Genomic DNA, 16,306 nt, shown 5'->3' with positions numbered 1-16,306 from the left:
CCCGTAGAATCGGGGTATGTCCGATTTCCAAGCGCCCGCCGCCAGCAGACGTGCCCGTCGCCGTTCGCAGCGGCGCCGCACGTCGGTGATCGGTGTTCTGGGCGAGGTGCTCATCACCACGGGCGTCGTCGTGCTCCTCTTCATCGTCTGGCAGCAGTGGTTCAACGACATCGTCGTCGCGCAGGGCACTCGTGATCAGGCGTCCAAGATCAGCGAGCAGCTGCACGACGCGGCACCGCCGGTCGGATCGAACACCGTCACGTTCGACAGCAGCAAGCCCAAGGTGACTCCGAAGCCAGCCGACGGTGTCGACTTCGGCGTGCTCTACGTGCCTCGCTTCGGCTCCGACTACCGCGTACCTCTCGCCGGGGGCACGGGCACGGCGCAAACCCTCGACAAGGGCGATGCCGGGCATTACGACTCCTCGCAGATGCCGGGTGCCGTGGGCAACTTCGCGATCGCCGGCCACCGGACGACGCACGGGGCGCCCTTCGCCAATATCGCCGAGCTCAAAGTGGGCGATCACTTCTACGTGCAGACGAAGACCGGCTACTACACCTACACGTTCCGCAATCTGCAATACGTGCAGCCGACCCAGATCCAGGTTCTGCAGCAGGTTCCCGACGCACCGAAGGTCGACACAACGTCGGGCGATCGACTCATCACGCTGACGAGCTGCAATCCGAAGTTCAGCGCGGCCGAGCGAATCATCGCCTACGGTGTCTTCGACTCCTGGCGGCCCTTCTCGGCCGGGGCCCCGTCTGAGATCAAGTCGCTGGTGAAGGGCTGACGTATGTACTCCGCACTCTGGCGCGTTCTCCCCGGCCCCTGGTGGGTTCGCGTTCTCATCCTCCTCGTGCTCCTCGCTGCGATTCTCTACGCCCTGGTCACCTGGGCATTCCCGTACGCCGACTCGTTCATCGATTCGCCTGAAGTGACAGTGGGTTCTTCATGACGCGCATTCTCGTCATCGACAACTACGACAGTTTCGTCTACACGCTGAACGGCTACCTGCACCAGCTCGGGGCCGAAACAGACGTCGTGCGCAACGACTCCTTCACCGCGGGGGAGGCCGCTGCGCGTATTGCCGAGTACGACGGCGTTCTGCTGTCACCCGGCCCGGGCACTCCTGCCGCCGCCGGGGTGTCCGTCGACGTCGTCCACGCCGCTCTCGCGGTCGACAAGCCTCTTCTCGGCGTTTGCCTCGGCCACCAGGCGATCGCCGAGGCCATGGGTGCGACCGTCACCCACGCCGAAGAGCTGATGCACGGCAAGACCTCGCGGGTCGAGCACGACGACAGCTCGTTCTACGACAACGTTCCCCAGCCGTTCCTGGCGACGCGATACCACTCGCTCGCCGTCGTCGACTCCACCGTGCCCCAGGTGCTCGAGGTCACCTCCCGCACCACCGGCGGCGTCATCATGGGTCTGCGGCATCGCGACGCGCCCGTGTTCGGCGTGCAGTTCCACCCCGAGTCGGTGCTCACCGAGGGTGGCTACAGCATGGTCGGCAACTGGCTGTCGGTGGCCGGGCTGCCGTCCGCTGTCGAGGCCGCGAAGGGCTTGAGCCCGCTCGTCAACCTGGGGTAGGGCCGGTGGCTCGGCTTGGCCGGGCTCGGGTGTGACCCGGGCCCGCGAGGCTGCCCCATGCTGGCGAGGCCGGCCCAGACCGTCGTCTCCGGCGCATGCCCGCTAGACCGGCTCAGACCCGTCTCTTCGGCATACACCCGCACGATCGGCTCACACTCGTGACCTAGGCGGCGGGTTCAGGCCGGCTGGGCGGGTCTGCGCCGCACAGGGGGGTTTAGGCCAAGGCGCCAGCCGAGCAGCCGAGCCTCAAACGCCCGGTACTACGAGCCGCTGCAGATCGTCAGCGTGATCGTGGAGCCCTGCGGCTGCTCGCCGACCGGGAGGTCTTGGGTCTTGACCACGTTGCCGGTGCAGGTGCCATCGGCGACGGTCTTCACCTGGAGGCCGAGCGTGTTCAGCGTCGACATGGCGTCGGCGACGGGCTTGCCCGTCACGTCGGGAACGGCGACGGTGCCGCTCGAGACGACGAGGTCGATCGTGCTGCCGACGTCGACACTCGTGCCCGACTCGGGCGTTGTCTGGATCACATTGCCGGCGGGTACAGTCGGGCTATCTTGCTGGCTGACGGAGCCCTGTTGCAAGCCGAGACCGGTGATCTCTGACCAGGCGTCGTCGGTGGACTTGCCTGAGACGTCGGGCACATTCACCGACGCGGGGCCGGACGACACATAGACACTGATGGTCTCGTCTTTGGCGACGTTGGTGCCCGCCACCGGCGAGGTCTTGATGATGTCACCTTCGTCGACAGAGTCGCTGGCGATGTCGTTGCGGTCGGGGACGAGGCCCAGCTTGGTGAGCTCGGCAGCCCCCGCGTCGTACGACTCGGAGGAGATAATCGGTACTTCGACGCCGGCGTTGGTGGGGAGCTCGACCGGCGAGAGACGGCCGACCCAGACGACGACGGCCACGACGATGATGACGACGAGCACGATGCCCGCCCAGATCCACGCAACCGGAGGCCTGGTCTGGGTGCGGGAGGGCCGATTAGCGTCGGTGCTGTCGAGCTCTTTGAGAGCCGCTTCGGAGCCGACGGCAGCGCGCGGATTGACTCCGAACAGCGTGGTGTCGGGCGAGGTGACGTCGACGTGCTGTCGGCGGGCCGGAAGGTGGCCGGCACCCGCGTCGACGACGTCGTTGCGGAACTCGGCGGCGCTCTGAAACCGGTCGAAGCGATTCTTCGCCAGGGCGTGCAGGGTGACGGCATCGAGAGCGGGCGACACGGCCGGGTTGATGACGCTCGGCGGCACGGGCGGCTCGCTGACGTGCTGGTACGCGACGGCGACGGGGGAGTCACCGCGGAACGGCGGTCGCCCCGTCAGGAGCTCGAAGAGGAGGACTCCGGTGGAGTAGAGATCGGAGCGGGCATCGACGGTCTCGCCGCGGGCCTGCTCGGGGCTGAAGTATTGGGCGGTGCCGAGAATTGCGGTGGTCTGCGCGACCGTGGCCGCCGAGTCGGAGACGGCTCGGGCGATACCGAAATCCATCACCTTGACCTGGCCGGTGTGGGTCAGCATCACGTTGCCGGGCTTGATGTCGCGGTGGACGACGCCGGCCCGGTGCGAGTATTCGAGGGCGGTCAGGATGCCCTCGGTGACGCGGACAGCCTCTTTGGGGTCGAGGGGGCCCTCGGCGACGATGTCTTTGAGGAGTCGACCCTCGACGTACTCCATGACGATGTAGGGCACGAGAACCGTGTTGCCCATGGAGTCGCGGGTCTGCTCTTCGCCGGCGTCGAAGACGCGCACGATGGTCGGGTGGGCCATGCGGGCTGCCGCCTGGGCTTCTTGCCGGAAGCGAGTGCGGAAGGAGGGATCGGAGGCGAGCTGCGACTTCATCAGCTTGATCGCCACCTGGCGGCCGAGCCTGCTGTCGGTGCCCATGTAGACGTTGGCCATACCGCCGTGACCGATCAGGTGACCGATCTGGTAACGGTTGGCGAGGAGGCTGATCCCCTCGGTCACGCCTTCAGCCACGAATTGCCCTCCCACTGCCACGGTCCCGACCATTCTACCTGGGCGGGACCGTGTGAGTCGGAGCCGGTGCGCGTCGCGGCCGATCGAGACCGGAGTGAGATCAGCCGTCTGCGGGGTCGCTGGCCGGGGTCGTGGGATCCTCGGTCGGTGTGGTGGGGGCCGCGGTGACAGTGATCGAGACGCCCGCCGACGAAGGCGAGGTCACCGACGAACCGCACTTGGCCTGATAGGTGAACGTGAGGGTGCCCACGTCAGACGACTGCACGGTCACGCTCGTCGCATTGGCGCCGACGGTGTTCTTCGTCTTGCCGGCCGAGTCGGTTCCGCCCGAGATCGAGTAGGTGAAGCCGGTGACCGAGTATCCGGCGGGGCAGCCCGTGTAGGTCGGGATCGTGACAACCGCCTGCTGCGTGGTGTCGATCGCGGTCGGCGCAGCCGTGGGAGCACCGGGATCGCCGGCGGTCGGAGCAGCCGTGTAGGCGTATAGAACGATCTCTTCGGTCTTCTTGACGAGCCCCGTCGGCGACACGCGGTACACCTGGTTCTCTTGCGCGGCCGTGGGTGCCGGCGACGAGTCGGGCGAGATCGTCGTCTCGAAGCCGAGGCGCCCGAGAGAAGCCTGCACCTCGTCGACGTTTTTACCGGTGTAGTCGGCGCCGTTGATCACTGCGCTGTCGGCGACCGGGGTCTCACTCGGCGTCGGAGAGGGTTTCGGCGTCGACGACTTGGTCGTCGCGGGCTTCGAGGTCTCGATCGTCTGCGGCTTGTCGCTGTTGGTCAGCGAGAAGGCGGCGAAAGCGATGCCACCCACGACGACGATGATGCCGAGCACGATAAGGGGCCAGAACCAGGCGCTGCGCTTCTTCTTCTCGGGCTCGTCTCCGTCGACGGTGTCGTTGAGACCGGTGGACGAGGATCCTAAGCCCAGCGTGGCTGCGGTCGGAGGTGCCTGGCGCTCGGGCGCCGGCATCATCCTGGTCGCAGCGTCTTGCGCCGCGAAGACCTGCGTCGCAGCATCGCCGTTGCCGCCGACGCCGAGCATCGGCACGGCCGCGGTGGCTGCCGCGACGTCACCCCGTCGCAGGGCGCGCGCCGCTTGGGCCAGCGCGGAGGCCGATGCGGGTCGCTCGGCGGGCTTCTTGGCTATGCACGAGTAGACGAGCTTGCGCACGGCCTCGGGGATGGTGCTCGGGAGGTCGGGCGGCGTCTCGTTGATCTGCGCCATCGCGATGGCGACCTGCGATTCGCCGGTGAAGGGTCGCCGGCCGGCAAGGGCCTCGTACGCCACGATTCCGAGCGAGTAGATGTCGGTCGAGGGGGAGGCGGGGTGGCCCGACGCCTGCTCCGGTGAAAGGTACTGCACCGTGCCCATGACCTGGCCGGTGGCGGTGAGGGGCACCTGGTCGGCGATCCGCGCGATACCGAAGTCGGTGATCTTGACGCGGCCGTCGGGGGTGACGAGCAGGTTGCCGGGCTTGATGTCGCGGTGGACGAGGCCCGCCGCGTGGGCAGCCTGAAGCGCCGACGCCGTCTGGGCGACGATGTCGAGCACCTTGTCGGTCGGAAGCACGCGGTCGCGCTCGAGCACGGTCGACATGGCTTCGCCGGGCACCAGCTCCATGACGAGGTAAGCGCTGCCCTCTTCTTCGCCGTAGTCGAAGACGTTGGCGATGCCCTCGTGGTTGACGAGAGCGGCGTGACGCGCTTCGGCGCGGAAGCGTTCGAGGAAACCGGGGTCGCCGAGATACTCGTCTTTCAAGATCTTGATCGCGACGGTACGACCGATGACGAGGTCGGTGGCTTGCCACACTTCGCCCATGCCGCCGATCGCGACACGGGACGACAGCTCGTAGCGTCCGCCGAGAGTGAGTCCGCTGTATGGCCTCATTTGTTGAGCACCGCCTCCATGACTTGCTTTGCTATCGGCGCGGCAATGCTGTTGCCGACACCGGATTGTCCCTGTCCTCCGCCGTTCCCCACGACGACCGCGACGGCCACCTTGGGGTCGTTCGCCGGAGCGAATCCTGTGAACCAGAGCGTGTACGGGTCGCCCGTGCCGTTCTCGGCAGTCCCCGTCTTGCCGGCCACGTCGACGCCGTCAATTCTTGCATTGGTTCCCGTGCCCTTGGTGACGACCTCCGTCATCAGCTCGGTCAGGGTTGATGCCGTCTCTGCGCTGATCGGCTGACCGAATTCGTCGGCCTGGAAGTCTTGCAGGGTCGAGAGGTCGGGGTTCACGATGTTGTCGATGAGCGTGGGCGTCATCTCTTGCCCGCCGTTCGCGATCGCCGCCGTGATCATGGCGACCTGGAGCGGGCTCTCACGCACGCTGCCCTGGCCGAACGACTGCAGCATCAGCGTGGCGGTGTCGCTTGTCTCGGGGAACACGCTCTTCGCCGTCGTCTGCGGAATCTCGAACGCCGTGTCGAAGCCGAATGCCTTCGCCATGTCGTTGATGCGGTCGTAGCCGAGTTTCGCTCCGAGTTCGGCGAAGGGGATGTTGCACGAGTCGATCAGTGCGGTCTCGATGGTCACCTTCGATCCGCCGCCGCAGGATCCGCCCTCGGCGTTCGTGATGCGGAAGGTCGAGCCGGGGAGCTTCAGTGATGCGGGGTTGTCGAGCTTCGAGTCTTTGGTATAGCTGCCGCTTTCGAAGGCGGCGGCCGCGACGACCAGTTTGAAGGTGGATCCGGGGAAGTACAGGTTGCCCTGGATGGCCCGGTTGATCAGGGGCTGCGTCGAGTCATTGATCAGCGAGTCGTACGCCTTGAGCACACTGGCCCGGTCGTGGCTGGCGAGAGCGTTCGGGTCGTAGGAGCCCTTCGACACCATGGCGAGGATCTTGCCGGTCGACGGCTCGATCGCCACGACCGACCCCGTGTTGTCGCCGAGCGCGTCGTAGGCGACCTTCTGCACGGTGGCATCGATCGTCGTGTTGACCGAGGCGCCCTCGGGGTCTTTGCCGGTAAGGAGCGAGTTGAGCTTGTCGAAGAACTGCGAGTTGGATGTGCCGGAGAGCTGCTTGTTGAGGGCGCTCTCGATGCCGGTCGAGCCTTCGCCGAGGGTGTAGTAGCCGGTGACGGGCGAGTAGAGGTCGCCATCGGAGTAGGTGCGGAGGAACTTGTACTGGTCATCGACGGGCTTCGACTCGGCGACGGCCTGACCATCGACGAGAATCGCGCCGCGCTGGGCCGAGTAGCTCTGCAGAATCGCCCGCGTGTTGCGCGAGTCGGACTTCAGCGAATCGGCCTGGATGCCGGTGATGTAGGTGCTCGAGGCGAGGAGGGCGATGAACATGGCCAGGACGACCACGCTCACGCGCTTGAGTTCTTTGTTCATCAGCCGACCACCATCCTCGGGCCGCTGCGGACACCGTCGGAGAGGCGCAGGAGCAGCGCGACGATGATCCAGTTCGAGAGGAGCGACGACCCGCCCGCGGCGAGGAACGGCATCGTCAGCCCGGTCAGGGGGATGACCCGGGTGACCCCGCCCATGACGACGAAGACCTGCAGGGCCATGGCGAACGCGAGCCCCACGCCGAGCAGCTTGCCGAAGTCGTCCTGGCCGACGAAGCCGATGCGGAACCCGCGCGACACGAGCAGCAGATACAGCGCGAGGATGGCGACGAGACCGGCCAGACCGAGCTCTTCGCCGAGGGAGGCGATGATGTAGTCGCTCTGAGCGAGCGGCGTCGTCTGCGGGCTGCCCTGCCCGAAACCGGTGCCGATCAGGCCGCCGTTGGCGAGCCCGAACAGCCCTGCCACCAGTTGGAAGCTGCCGCCGATGCGGTTGTAGGCCTCGGTCGAGAACGGGTCGAGCCAGGCCTCGAAGCGGCCATGCACGTAGCTCATCGTGAGGGCGGCGACGAGCGCACCGCCGACGAAGAGGATCATGCCGAGGATCACCCAGGAGCCCTTGCCGGTGGCGACGTAGATCATCACGACGAAGAGACCGAAGTAGAGCAGCGAGGTACCCAGGTCGCGCTCGAAGATCAGCACGAGCATGGCGACGGCCCAGATGATCAGGATCGGGCCGAGGTCGCGGGCCCGCGGAAAGCGCATGCCGAGGATCTTCGGGCCCATCAGGGAGATGCTGTCGCGCGCCTGAACGAGGTAGCCGGCGAAGAAGATCGCGAGCGTGATCTTGGCGATCTCACCGGGCTGGAACGACAGGGGCCCGACGTCGATCCACACACGTGCGGCGAGACCACGGCGACCGAGACCCGGCACGAGGGGGAGGAGGAGGAAGACGATCGAGATGAACATCGCGATGTAGCGGTAGCGCGCGAGCACGCGGTAGTTGCGGATCACGAGAAGCACGGCGATCGCGATGATCAGCGCGGCCGTGGTCCAGAGGATCTGCCGCTCACCCGCGTGGGTGGGATTCTGCGTCGTCCACGAGGCGATGTCGATGCGGTAGATCTCGGCGATACCGAGGCCGTTGAGGGTCAGCGCGATCGGAACGAGGAACGGATCGGCCTCCCGCGCCACGACGCGCAGGATGACGTGGAGCACCAGGGCGAGCACCAGGATGATGATTTCGGACCAGAGCACGTCGGTCCGCAGTTCGCCGAGTGCACCGAGCTGCACCAGCACGAGCGCGCCCACGGCGATTCCGCAGGCGATGAGCAGGAGACCGAGCTCGATGTTGCGGAGCCTCGCCGGCTGCCGCAGACGGATCGAGATCGCCTGCGTGAGGTTCTGGGCCTTGCCGCCCGGGTTGGTGGGCTTGCTGATGGCCTCGGTTGCGCTGTCACTCACCGGACTTCGCCAATCTCTCGACGATCATGCGGGCGTCGCTGAGGTTGTCGGCGTTGATGGTGCTGTCGACGGTCTGGCGGTTGTACGCGGAGAGCCCGGAGACCGAGACCGTCGTCGTCTCGTAGACGCTCGACAGCTTGATGGGGCCGAGGGCCTGCTGCACACCCTTGTAGATGACGACGGTGCCGTCCTGCTCGCCGACGTAGTAGTGGTCTTGGGTCCAGCGGTAGGTCGAGAACACGCCGACGGCCACGATGAGGATCGCGATCACGAGGGCGGCCAACCAGGTGATGCGTCGTCGACGGGCGCGGCGACGGTCTTCGGCGATGAGCTCGGCCAGGTACTCGTCGGACTCCGGCTCGAAGTGACTGTCTTCGGGCGTGGTCGCGACCTTGAGCGGGTGCACGAGGATCGACGAGAGGCGCAGCGGTCGTCGACCCTCCTGGCCCTCGAAGGTCAGCGGCGCCGCGGCCGAGCCGACGGTCGTGGGCTGGTCGGCGGCCGACGAGTCGTCGTCGTCGACATCGACGACCACGACGGTGACGTTGTCGGGGGCACCATGGTCGAGGGTCTCTTTGACGAGGCGACGCGACACGGCCTCGGCGTCGAGGCCGGAGGCGAGGGCCTTGCGGATGCGATCCTCGGCCAGGTAGCTCGAGAGCCCGTCGGAGCAGATGAGCCAGCGGTCGCCGGGCTGCGTGCCGAGGGTCGCGGTGTCGATCTCGGGAGCCGCGTCGACATCGCCGAGCACGCGCATCAGCACGGAGCGCCGCGGATGCACGGCGGCCTCCTCCGGGGTGATCCGGCCGGAGTCGACGAGACGCTGCACGAAGGTGTGATCGGCCGTGATCTGGCTGAGCTCCCCCTCGCGATAGAGGTAGATGCGCGAGTCGCCGATGTGCGCGATGGCGATGCTGTCGCCGACCCGCATCATCGCGCTGACCGTCGTGCCCATGCCGGTGAGCTCGGGGTGCTCGAACACGGTCTCGGCCAGAAGCTGATTCGCGGCGATCAGCGACGACTGCAGAGCGAACTCCGCATCGCCCGACGAGCTGTAGACCTTGTCGGTCTCGCGAATGCGCCGGATCGCGATCGCCGAAGCGACGTCACCGCCCGCGTGCCCACCCATGCCGTCGGCCACGACGAAGAGGTGGTTGCCCGCGTAACCGGAATCCTGGTTGTTGGCCCGGATCTTTCCAACATTGGAGAGGGCGGCGCTTTTGATCGACGACGTCACCCGGTTACCGCCGCAACTCGAAGCTCGTGGTGCCGATGGTGATCGTGGCGTTCGACGGGACGGGGGTCGGGACGGTGATGCGCTCGCCGTTCAGGAACGTGCCGTTTGTGGAGTCGAGATCCTGGATCACCCAGCGGCCGTTCCACAGCATGAGTCGGGCGTGGTGGGTCGAGGTGTAGTCGTCGCGGATGATCAGGTTGCTCTCGTTGGAGCGGCCGATCGTCAGGGGCCCGTCGCCGAGAGGCATCTCGAGGCCGTTCTTAGCGCCCTTGGTGATCACGAGGCGGGTCGCCGCTGCACCGGCCGGGGCGGACGGCGGCGGGGTGCGAGGTGCACTGGGTGCGGCCTGGGGCGTCGGGGTGGGCGGCGTCGCCGCGGATCCTGCGCCCTGGTGGCTCTGGGCCTGCTGGTCGACCGGAAGACGCTTGGCACGCTGACCGAAGAGGTCGCTGCGGAGGGCATAGACGATGAAGAAGATGAACAGCCACAGCACCACGATGAACGCGAGGCGGAGGGCGAGAAGAGTCAGCTCAGAGGTCATCGGCGGCCTCCGGACGAGCCGCTTCGACCGGGGTCGGCGGAGTCGCGAGGGGGCGTCGAGACGGGAAGCACTCGGAACACGATACGCGTACGACCGATTTGAATGACGGAATCCGGCTGGATGACCGCCTTCGTCAGGGCCTGACTGTCGAGTTTCGACCCGTTCGTCGACCCCAGATCGGTGGCCTGGGCGTGCGTGCCATCCCACACGAACTCGACGTGCTTGCGGCTCGTGCCGGTGTCTTGCACAGTGATGTCGGCCTCGCTGCCTCGGCCCACGACGGTGCGGCCCTTGGGGAGGGTGTGGCGACGGCCGTCGATCTCGAGGATCCCGGACCACGTCACGTCTTCTTCGCGCACATTGGCCGACTCGACGCGGATGATCCCCACCGTCAACTGCGAGTCTTCTTCGAGAGCGATGCGAACGGGCCCGGCGAACGAGTAGTTCTGCGTCGACGCGTGCTTCTCGACCAGGGCGTGGAGCTCGTCGATGAGGGCGGCACCCATGCCGTCCATCTTCGCGAAATCCTGGGCGGCGAGCTTCACCCGGAAGTCGTTCGGCGCGAGGATCCGCTCCCGCGACACCACGGCCGCTTTGACATCGAGTTCGCGCCGGAGGGCCGCGGTGATCTCGAGAGGCTGCACGCCGGAACGGAACGTCTTGGAGAAGGCGCCGTTGACGGCACGCTCCAGGCGTCGTTCGAAGTTGTCGAGCAGTCCCATGGGTCTCCTGGTCGGTGTGGCTCATGCGGGCGCAGGGATGCCCTGCCCTTGCAAGAGTAGGGGCCGGTGCATGCTATCGTTTTCAGGTTGGCCCAGGCGGCCAACGCTGGCGCGAGTGGCGGAATAGGCAGACGCGCACGGTTCAGGTCCGTGTGCCCGAAAGGGCGTGGGGGTTCAACTCCCCCCTCGCGCACCAGCAGCAGCAAGACACGAAGCACTGAAACACGAAGAGGACCAGCCGAGAGGCTGGTCCTTTTTTGTGCGTTTCAGCGGCTTCAGCGCATCTGGGTGCGAAGCGCGAGTCGTCGGAGGAAGCGGAGGAGAGGCAGCTCCTCCGGCCAGTGGAGCACAACCGAGTGCAGACCGCGGCGCATCCGCAGACGGCCTTTGCCATCGAAGAGCGGGCGCATCGAGATGCCCGGGCGCAGACGCACGAGAAACCGGATTCGGTGGCGTCGACCGAGGTGGTACGACAGGTCGAAATCGTCGTGGACGGCCTCAGAAGCGTGCACCTCGTCGCGGACATCCACCCAGGCCTGACGTCGCATGGCGAGGTTGGAACCGAAGACGGGCACGTGCGAGAGAGCAAGCCCGGCGAACACGAAGTAAGCCCCCAGGTAGACCAGTGCTGCCGGGCGACGGAGCCAGGTCGGGCCGTCGAGAAAGTACGCGCCTCCCGTGACCGCGTCCACGTCGGGCCGCCGGTCGAACTCCTCCATCACGGTTTCGATCCAGTCGGTCGGCACGACGGTGTCGGCATCGACCCGGGCGATGATGTCGCCTCGTGCGGCGTCGTAGCCGGTTCCGCTTGCTGCCGCGATGCCTCGCTTTAACTCCGGGATCACGATCGCTCCCGCCCGGGTCGCGACGAGAGCACTCGCGTCCGTCGAGCCGTTGTCGACGACGATGATCTCGAGCATTCGCTGCGACTGCAGCGACAGCGCGCGCAGGCAAGCAATGAGCACGGTGGCATCGTCTTTGACCGGGATGACGACGGAGACGGTCAGTGGCGGCGTTGTGGTCATGGCGGTGCTCCGTGGCAAGCGATCGTGGCGCGTTCCCGCGGGTGCGGGAGGGGGCGTCACGAAGGCACGGTAGACGCTCCGGTCGGTCTCGGCCCGGCCCCTCTCGGCCCGGCCCGTCGCGGCTCGACTCGGCTGTATTCGAGACCCCCGCCTGAGTCGGGCCGAGAGTCAACCCCCGTCGCCACATCCGGTCCGCGCGTAGGCAGAGAGCAGGACAACGGCAGGGTGCCGCCGCCCGGAGGAGATGCGAATGTACTTCCACGCTCAGACATGGATCAACGAGATCACCGACGGCGAGCCCGATCCGGCCGCCGCCAACGCGCTGCAGGAGGGCCTCGGCGGCCAGTTCGGCGAGATGCGCACGATGATGCAGTACCTGTTCCAGGCCATGAACTTCCGCGGGGCAGCCGCGAAGCCCTACCGCGACCTCATCCAGGGTGTCGGCACCGAAGAGATCAGCCACGTCGAGCTCATCGGCACGACGATCTCGCGCCTGCTCGACGGCTCGCCCGAGTACACGGGCAAGCTCACCGACCCACTGGACACCCCAGGATCCGGCGGCGCCACACCTCTAAACCTCGCCCTGGGCGCGGGCAACATCCATCATTACCTGGTCGGTGCGCAGGGCGCACTCCCGGTCGACTCGGTCGGAAACCCGTGGTCGGGAAGCTACGTCTACAACTCCGGCAACCTGCCCCTCGACCTGCTGTACAACCTGATGCTCGAGTCGACCGGTCGCCTGCAGAAGTGCCGCATCTACGAGATGACCGACAACGCCACCGCCCGCGGCACGCTCGCCTATCTGATCGTCCGCGATCAGGCGCACGAGAACGCCTACGCGAAGGCGCTCGAGACGCTCGGCGTCGACTGGAAGACCCTGCTGCCGATCCCGAAGACGAACGCCGAGAAGTTCCCGGAGGTGAAGAAGCTGGTCGATCTCGGTCTGCAGAGCAAGCAGTACTCGTTCGACCTCGACGGCAAGAGCGAGGCGTCGAAGATCTTCCGCGGTCCGTCGCCGTCGAAGGACGGCACCGATCTCACCGCCACCGAGCAGGCCCCCGTCGGCGTTCCCTCGCAGATCTCGGACGAGCGCCTCGAAGAGTTCGCGCCGGGTCTCGACAAGGATCTGCTCGCCCTGATTCAGGAGACCGCCGACCTCGAGCTGCAGGAGATCAACTCGTTCTACGGCCCCACGGCCAAATAGTCGTTCGACGGGGACTCCCTGCCTCTCGGCGTGGCGTGCGAGAGTAGAGCCCACACCGAGAGCAGGGATTTTCCGATGTCGAACGCCGAACGGCCGAGCAAGAACGCCCGCCGCGAGCACGCTCGCGAAGTAGCGAAGAAGCGCCAAGAAGAAGAACGCAAGCGCCGTCTACGCAACCGCATCTTCTTGCAGGGGGGTATCGGCCTCGCCATCGCGGCGATCGTCGTAGTGATCATCCTGGTGGTGCAGGCGTCCAACAGCGGCAGCACCACTCGCGTCTCGAGCGACGCCGGCCCGAAGAACATGGTCACCGACGGCATCCAGTTCCAGGGTGTCGACGGCAAGGTCGAGCCGGTCGCGACGGCGGGTGTCAAAGCCAGTGCCACGCCGTCGCCCGTGGCAACGTCGAACGCCGATGGGGCTGCCAAGGTCGTCACCTACATCGACTGGGCCTGCCCGGTCTGCAAGCAGTTCGAGGCCAGCTACTCGAAAGACATCCTGTCGCGCGTTGCAGCGGGCAAGGCGACCCTTGAGATCCACCCGGTGTCGATCCTCGACCGCAACTACCAGAACAGCCGCTACGCCAGCCGAGCGGCCAATGCGGCGGCGTGCGTCGCGAACTACGACCCCGACAACTTCCTCTCCGTCCAGACGGAGTTCTACGACAATCAGCCGGCCGAGGGGTCGAATGGGCTGAGTGACACGCAGATTAAGAAGCTCGTTCGTGACGGCGGGGTGACCGACGCGTCGGTCAGCTCGTGCATCGACGACGAGGAGTTCGGCAGCTGGGTCACCGCCGAGACGAACCGCGTGCTCGCTGACAAGTCGCTGGTCAACCCGGCGCAGGGCGGATTCGGCACGCCGACCGTGTTCGTTAACGGCACCCTGTGGAGCGGTTCGACCGACCTGCTGGCCGAGATCGACAAGTAGGTCGCGCGGGCCCTTTCTGACGCGGATCGGCCATAACGACGGGGTTAGCCGCGTCGGTATGGCCGATCCGCGTCGCTTTGCTCGCAGGGCACCACCGCTCGATGTCGGAGGCTCGTCGTAGCCTGCTGCCGTGCCCGAGCCGATCCTCGCCTGGTGGGCGCGACGTCAGCTGTCGCGCCGATCCGCCGTGCCCTACGCCGTCGGCACCTACCGAGACGCGTGGGCGGCGTATCCGGTGCTCGTGCGCCAGTACCACCCCGAATACAACGGCGGCATCATGCTGACCCAGGTGCCGCCCGCGGCCGACGTGTTTCTCTGCTGGCAGTGCGAGACGGGGCATGTCTTCGTCGCGACGCCGGAGGAGCAGCGGGCGCGGCCGGGGCGAGAGCGGCGCCGATCGTCGTGGTGCCCGGCGTGCCTCGAAATGGCGGCACCCCGCCGAACGTCGGCGTCAGCGGCGTGGGCGGCGGCGCTTGCGCCGGATCCTTCGGTTTCACGCCCGTCGGCGCCCGTACGACGACCTGCCGGCGCACGTCGTGCTTCTCCCGTCTCGGCGCTCTGTGCCAAGACTCCGGCCCTTGCCGTCGGCGAACCCTTCGCGAGTCTCTGCGCGCCCCCGCCGGCGTCGGCCGTCGAGGCGCAGCTGCGGGCCGATCTGGCGGCACGGCTCGAATTCACGGCCGGGGTCAACGCTGTCCGGCTCGCGCAGCCGTTCTTCGACCACCTCGAGGCGTGGCCCGACATTCTGCTGCCCGAGCTCCGCGTCGCGATCGAGTACGACTCGACGGGTCGGCACGGGCTCGAGCACGTCGGCAAGCGCGAGGTTGCCGACCGCCGCAAAGACCGGCTGCTGCGCGCCGCCGGGTGGGAGGTGATCCGGGTGCGCACCGGAAAGCTGCAACCGCTCGGTCCCTACGATCTCGTCGCGTCGGGGCTCACGAGGCAGACGGTGCCGGTCCTGCTCGACCGGCTGCGCGACATTCGCGGGCCGCTCTTCGTCGACGCCTACCTGCGCCCGGCCTCAGGTGCGTAACGCCATCGCCTCGCTCACCCACCGGGCATACAGACCCCAAGGATCCGGCCCGGCCGCCCCCACCACGGCGATGTGTTCCGCTAGGGCGTCGCTCGGCCGGAACCACTCCGTCCGGTCGAACCTGTCGGCCGCGAACTCGGCGTGCCGCTTCTGCTCGACGTCGCGCCCACCCCGCTCGAATGCCAGCACGGCGTCGTGCCAGATCCGCGTGAGCCTCTGCCGCGGATTCGACGACGTGCCGATCTTGATCCGGTCGTCGAAGCGGATGTAATAGACGACGTCGACGCGGGGCGTGGGCAGTTCACCGTCGGGAACCTCGCCGTAGCGCCACTCGCACACGGCGCAGAGCCAGCCGCTCGGGTAGCGGACGCCGAGGCGCGACCCGCACGCGAGGCAGGGAGACGGCAGTGTGTCGGTGACGCCCTCGGTGCGTGCTGACCACTCGGCGGCGATGTCGAAGTGCCGGTCGCAGAGGGGGAGGGGTGCGTCGGCGGCGGCGGGTCGCGGGCAGTCCGGTGCGACGCACGCGAGCCCGACGGTGGCCGGAGCCGCTGAGGTGTTCGACGTCATGCTCGTACGTTAGGGCCGGCCGCCGACATCGCGGTCGGTGATCGCTGGCCGGCACCTCCGATGCCCGCCGCGACGACGAAAGTGCCCAAATCGGCCTGTCTGAGCAGATCAGACGACGATTTGGGCACTTTCGGCAGCGGCTGGACCAACGACAGCGGCAGCGGCGACGGCAGCACTTACGGCCGCAGCGACGCTCCTAGCGCTACTCCTCGTAGTCGCTACCGAACAGCGCGAGCTGGCTGGTCGACAGGGCGAGGATCAGCAGCCCCAGCCCGACGCAGAAGTCGAGGGCGTAGTCGTTGAGGTTCGACGGGAAGATGTTGCCGCCAAAGTCGCTGTTACCGAAGAGGATGCCGTACAGCCAGAGGGTCAGCATGAGCATGCCCGCGCCGGCGATGTAGAGCGTCGAGTTGAGACGCTTGCCCGCGGCCCCGAGACCGGCGAGGCCGATCAGCAGGTACAGGGCGTTGCGCAGCACGGCGGTCTGGAACAGCCCGAAGATCATCGCGTCGGAGTCGGGCCCGGCGAACCTGATCGAGCCGAGGTTGGTGGTGATGCCGGGAATGAACCCGGCGATGCCGAGCAGGATGAAGAGGATCGCGACGACGAGCGCGGCGACCTGGGCCGGGCCGGCGGCGTAGCCGTAGCGGATCTTCGAGGTCGTGGTGGTGGTCATCGCGGGGAATCCTCTCGAGGGTGCAGTACGCCTCTATTCTTCACC

General features: G+C 67.1%; 16 protein-coding genes and 1 tRNA gene. 7 read left to right on the top strand and 10 right to left on the bottom strand.

Translation table 11 applies throughout. The features are described 5' to 3' along the window. The first annotated feature begins 16 nt into the window (after positions 1–16). The 3 genes from ITJ49_RS03100 to ITJ49_RS03090 are packed head-to-tail and all read left to right on the top strand — an operon-like array spanning position 17 to position 1,590. Positions 17–790, top strand: coding sequence for a class E sortase (locus ITJ49_RS03100; RefSeq protein ID WP_194601183.1), 774 nt, complete (start codon positions 17–19; stop codon positions 788–790). Positions 791–793: 3 nt separating this feature from the next. Next, on the top strand, positions 794–955 hold the full coding sequence (locus tag ITJ49_RS03095; RefSeq protein ID WP_194601180.1) for a hypothetical protein: 162 nt from the start codon (positions 794–796) through the stop codon (positions 953–955). Then, entirely contained in the window at positions 952–1,590 is a 639-nt protein-coding gene (locus tag ITJ49_RS03090) for an aminodeoxychorismate/anthranilate synthase component II (protein WP_055964305.1), read from the top strand. Before ITJ49_RS03095 ends, ITJ49_RS03090 begins: the two co-directional genes overlap by 4 nt. A gap of 260 nt (positions 1,591–1,850) precedes the next feature. On the opposite strand, the gene pknB is transcribed toward ITJ49_RS03090, so the two are convergent. The 7 genes from pknB to ITJ49_RS03055 all read right to left on the bottom strand — a co-directional run bounded on the left by pknB (position 1,851) and on the right by ITJ49_RS03055 (position 10,823). Further along, positions 1,851–3,563, bottom strand: coding sequence for a Stk1 family PASTA domain-containing Ser/Thr kinase (pknB, locus tag ITJ49_RS03085; RefSeq protein ID WP_370544345.1), 1,713 nt, complete (start codon positions 3,561–3,563; stop codon positions 1,851–1,853). Between the two features lie 100 nt (positions 3,564–3,663). Further along, a complete protein-coding gene (locus tag ITJ49_RS03080; RefSeq protein WP_194601173.1) occupies positions 3,664–5,451 on the bottom strand; it encodes a protein kinase in 1,788 nt (595 codons plus the stop codon). Beyond that, a complete protein-coding gene (locus ITJ49_RS03075) occupies positions 5,448–6,902 on the bottom strand; it encodes a penicillin-binding protein 2 (protein ID WP_055964311.1) in 1,455 nt (484 codons plus the stop codon). Before ITJ49_RS03075 ends, ITJ49_RS03080 begins: the two co-directional genes overlap by 4 nt. Continuing rightward, the gene (locus ITJ49_RS03070) at positions 6,902–8,323 is read right to left on the bottom strand and encodes an FtsW/RodA/SpoVE family cell cycle protein (RefSeq protein WP_084816302.1); all 1,422 of its coding nucleotides are present in this window, start codon (positions 8,321–8,323) and stop codon (positions 6,902–6,904) included. Before ITJ49_RS03070 ends, ITJ49_RS03075 begins: the two co-directional genes overlap by 1 nt. Beyond that, positions 8,316–9,560, bottom strand: coding sequence for a PP2C family serine/threonine-protein phosphatase (locus ITJ49_RS03065; protein WP_055964314.1), 1,245 nt, complete (start codon positions 9,558–9,560; stop codon positions 8,316–8,318). The genes ITJ49_RS03070 and ITJ49_RS03065 overlap by 8 nt, the downstream gene beginning before the upstream one ends. Positions 9,561–9,564: 4 nt before the next feature. Then, the gene (locus tag ITJ49_RS03060; protein ID WP_194601170.1) at positions 9,565–10,101 is read right to left on the bottom strand and encodes an FHA domain-containing protein; all 537 of its coding nucleotides are present in this window, start codon (positions 10,099–10,101) and stop codon (positions 9,565–9,567) included. Then, positions 10,098–10,823 carry a DUF3662 and FHA domain-containing protein gene (locus ITJ49_RS03055; RefSeq protein WP_194601167.1) on the bottom strand — a complete coding sequence of 242 codons (726 nt, stop codon included), beginning with the start codon at positions 10,821–10,823 and terminating at the stop codon, positions 10,098–10,100. The genes ITJ49_RS03060 and ITJ49_RS03055 overlap by 4 nt, the downstream gene beginning before the upstream one ends. Before the next feature lie 109 nt (positions 10,824–10,932). On the opposite strand from ITJ49_RS03055, the gene ITJ49_RS03050 reads away from it, so the two are divergent. Next, positions 10,933–11,019: transfer RNA gene (locus ITJ49_RS03050), tRNA-Leu, on the top strand. A 79-nt stretch (positions 11,020–11,098) separates the two neighbouring features. Here ITJ49_RS03050 and ITJ49_RS03045 read toward each other — a convergent pair. After that, complete coding sequence (locus tag ITJ49_RS03045) at positions 11,099–11,848, bottom strand: glycosyltransferase family 2 protein (RefSeq protein WP_194601163.1); 750 nt, start codon at positions 11,846–11,848, stop codon at positions 11,099–11,101. A 250-nt stretch (positions 11,849–12,098) separates the two neighbouring features. Between ITJ49_RS03045 and ITJ49_RS03040 the strand changes: the two genes are divergently transcribed. The 3 genes from ITJ49_RS03040 (at position 12,099) to ITJ49_RS03030 (ending at position 15,015) form a co-directional block, all read left to right on the top strand. Then, positions 12,099–13,052, top strand: a complete 954-nt coding sequence (locus tag ITJ49_RS03040; RefSeq protein ID WP_194601160.1) for a manganese catalase family protein — start codon at positions 12,099–12,101, stop codon at positions 13,050–13,052. Between the two features lie 75 nt (positions 13,053–13,127). After that, complete coding sequence (locus ITJ49_RS03035; protein WP_123940044.1) at positions 13,128–13,982, top strand: thioredoxin domain-containing protein; 855 nt, start codon at positions 13,128–13,130, stop codon at positions 13,980–13,982. Positions 13,983–14,112: 130 nt separating this feature from the next. Next, positions 14,113–15,015, top strand: coding sequence for a zinc-ribbon domain-containing protein (locus ITJ49_RS03030; RefSeq protein ID WP_194601157.1), 903 nt, complete (start codon positions 14,113–14,115; stop codon positions 15,013–15,015). Here ITJ49_RS03030 and ITJ49_RS03025 read toward each other — a convergent pair. Beyond that, positions 15,004–15,585, bottom strand: a complete 582-nt coding sequence (locus ITJ49_RS03025) for a GIY-YIG nuclease family protein (RefSeq protein WP_194601155.1) — start codon at positions 15,583–15,585, stop codon at positions 15,004–15,006. The two genes, ITJ49_RS03030 and ITJ49_RS03025, sit on opposite strands and share 12 nt — an antisense overlap. A 202-nt stretch (positions 15,586–15,787) precedes the next feature. Next, entirely contained in the window at positions 15,788–16,261 is a 474-nt protein-coding gene (locus ITJ49_RS03020) for a DUF4383 domain-containing protein (protein ID WP_055964338.1), read from the bottom strand. Between the last annotated feature and the right edge of the window lie 45 nt (positions 16,262–16,306).

This window comes from Frondihabitans sp. VKM Ac-2883, assembly GCF_015350875.1.
In the GTDB taxonomy this organism is placed as follows: Bacteria; Actinomycetota; Actinomycetes; order Actinomycetales; family Microbacteriaceae; genus Frondihabitans.
The sequence above is the reverse complement of the archived record's forward strand: the minus strand, read 5'-3'. Positions and strand labels throughout refer to the sequence as shown.